Origin of the sequence: Aeromicrobium halocynthiae, assembly GCF_039531385.1 — a bacterium.
In the GTDB taxonomy this organism is placed as follows: domain Bacteria; phylum Actinomycetota; class Actinomycetes; order Propionibacteriales; family Nocardioidaceae; genus Aeromicrobium; species Aeromicrobium halocynthiae.
The window spans coordinates 1-1907 of record NZ_BAAAPY010000021.1 but is presented as its reverse complement, the minus strand read 5'-3'; the positions used below and the strand labels follow the sequence as shown (position 1 = coordinate 1907).

The following is a 1907-nucleotide window of genomic DNA, read 5'->3' as shown; positions in this document are numbered from 1 at the left end:
GGTCATCGTGTGTCCTTCTTCGAGTCGGTTGTGAGAGATCACTCGAAGGATCACGCGGTGGCCGCGTCCTCGTCCACACCAGGGACGAACTCGACGACCGCGCTACACCACTATCGGGGACTCAACTGGGCCCTCCGCACCGACAGCACGGGCGACAAGAAACTCAGCCAGATAGCCGCGACGTTATTCATCCGCAGGTCGGACATCGCGAACCGCCAAAAGTCGGCCACCGTCGCGTCGACGCCATCGAACCGTTCGGACCCGTCCATGCCGCCACGGTTCTCCATGCACGAGATGCTGCCACGAGCAGTGGCCGAAGGGCCGGATACCTCGGTGATCCCGACTCTTCACATCAACGGGCTCTTCCCGGTCTCCAGCCAACTGCGCGCCATGGATGTCGACCCCCGAGGACTTTGCAGCGACGCGGGCGTCCATCCGGTGAAGTCTGACTACTGATTGGCCTGCCGCTGAACGGCGTGGCCATAAGAATCTGCTTCGACCCACGGACGTCCCTCTGCCACGAACTCTGCCGCTAAGTCGAGTGACGTGATGCGCTTGTTGATACGCAAGGTCCATTCCTCTCGGACCGTTGCTTGCTCCCTGGCCGGGAGGTCGTCGTAACGCGCCTCGCCGGCAAGAACGGCCTTGACAGTGGGTCGTTCTCCTGCGGACACGGGGGACCTCCAATCGACGGCTTGTGCTCATCGTAATCGTTGAAGTCGAGGTGGGCGGTCGGTGAGTCTCGTTCGCCGAGCCGGCTCCTAGGTCGGCCGGAACGATGGTTGATCTCGTGCTGCGGGTGACCGCGAGAGCCTCGCGTATTGCGTCTGTCGAGTGGATGAAGGGTCGAGTCAACGGTCAAGATCGCCGACGACGTCGAGGATCGCATCTGTTGCAGGCGTCGCTAACTTTTGCAGCGGGATCTGCGCCGCCGCTAAATTTTGCATGACGGTCACTCCCAGCACTCCAGCCCCAAGCCGGCGGACATTCTCATCCCACGGCTCGATCTCGGATCACTCGGACGGCAACTTCGCGACAAGCTCACCGGCGTCGACCGCCAGTGCTTCTGCGATGCGCAGGATGTTGCGCAGGGTCGGGTTCACTTGGCCGCGCTCGACCTGCCCGATGTAGGACCAGTGGAGTTCGGAGTTCTCCGCGAGGCCTTCCTGGCTGAGCCCGAGGGTCTCGCGGCGCGCGCGGACTCGTTTGCCGAACTCTCCGGTCGCGGGGGACAGGGGAGGTTTGGACGCGGCAGGCACGCGCCAACTTCATCTGTCTCAACCCGATCTATCCAGAGTCAGAACGTTTGAGATATATACGTCCTATAGTGCTGCGACAGTCCTGTTCGTCCTGACCATGGGAGCGGCATGCGCCACCTCATCCCCGCCGTCGTGCTCGTGCTCCTCGCAGGCTGTGCGTCCGCGCCGGACGCAGTCGGCGACACTGAGACGTCGGCGCCCGACTCTGCCGCCTTCGCCGCCTTCGTCGACGACCAGCTGACGGTCGACCCCGACGAGGTCGACGCCCCCGGACCGGTCGCCGGCTTCACCCAGGACGAGGTCGACGCCTTCGCAGAGAAGGCCCTGAACCTTCTGATGCGCTCGATCTCCACCGACCTGCAGGGCCGTGACCCCGCCGCTGCGGTCCGTACCGTGCTGAAAGACGAACTGCCCGACACGCGAAGCGAGTTCCGCGAGAAGGCCCGCTCACAACTCGCGCCAGACAACTGGCACTTCCTCATCGCCACAATCCCCGAACCAGCCCCCAGCCAACCACCGCGTGTCCCGCGTCAAGTAGTTGGCAGGTTTTCTTTGGTTTGAAAAGTCGGGATGGTCGGATCGGCCAGGCCGAGGTGCACCTCCTCGGGCCGGTTCCATGCGATCGCCTCGTGGGGGCGGACGGTGTTG

The 1907-nt window shown here is 63.8% G+C and carries 3 protein-coding genes; 2 read left to right on the top strand and 1 reads right to left on the bottom strand.

Annotation, left to right across the window (positions count from 1 at the left end; translation table 11 throughout):
• A partial coding sequence (locus tag ABD213_RS14975) for a hypothetical protein (protein ID WP_344330283.1) occupies window positions 1-456 on the top strand: 456 nt, incomplete at its 5' end.
• Between the two features lie 557 nt (window positions 457-1013).
• Here ABD213_RS14975 and ABD213_RS14970 read toward each other — a convergent pair.
• On the bottom strand, window positions 1014-1259 hold the full coding sequence (locus ABD213_RS14970) for a helix-turn-helix domain-containing protein (protein ID WP_344330281.1): 246 nt from the start codon (window positions 1257-1259) through the stop codon (window positions 1014-1016).
• A gap of 132 nt (window positions 1260-1391) precedes the next feature.
• Between ABD213_RS14970 and ABD213_RS14965 the strand changes: the two genes are divergently transcribed.
• Window positions 1392-1820 (top strand): hypothetical protein, encoded by a 429-nt coding sequence (locus ABD213_RS14965; RefSeq protein WP_344330279.1) that lies wholly within the window; start codon window positions 1392-1394, stop codon window positions 1818-1820.
• The last annotated feature ends 87 nt before the right edge of the window (window positions 1821-1907 follow it).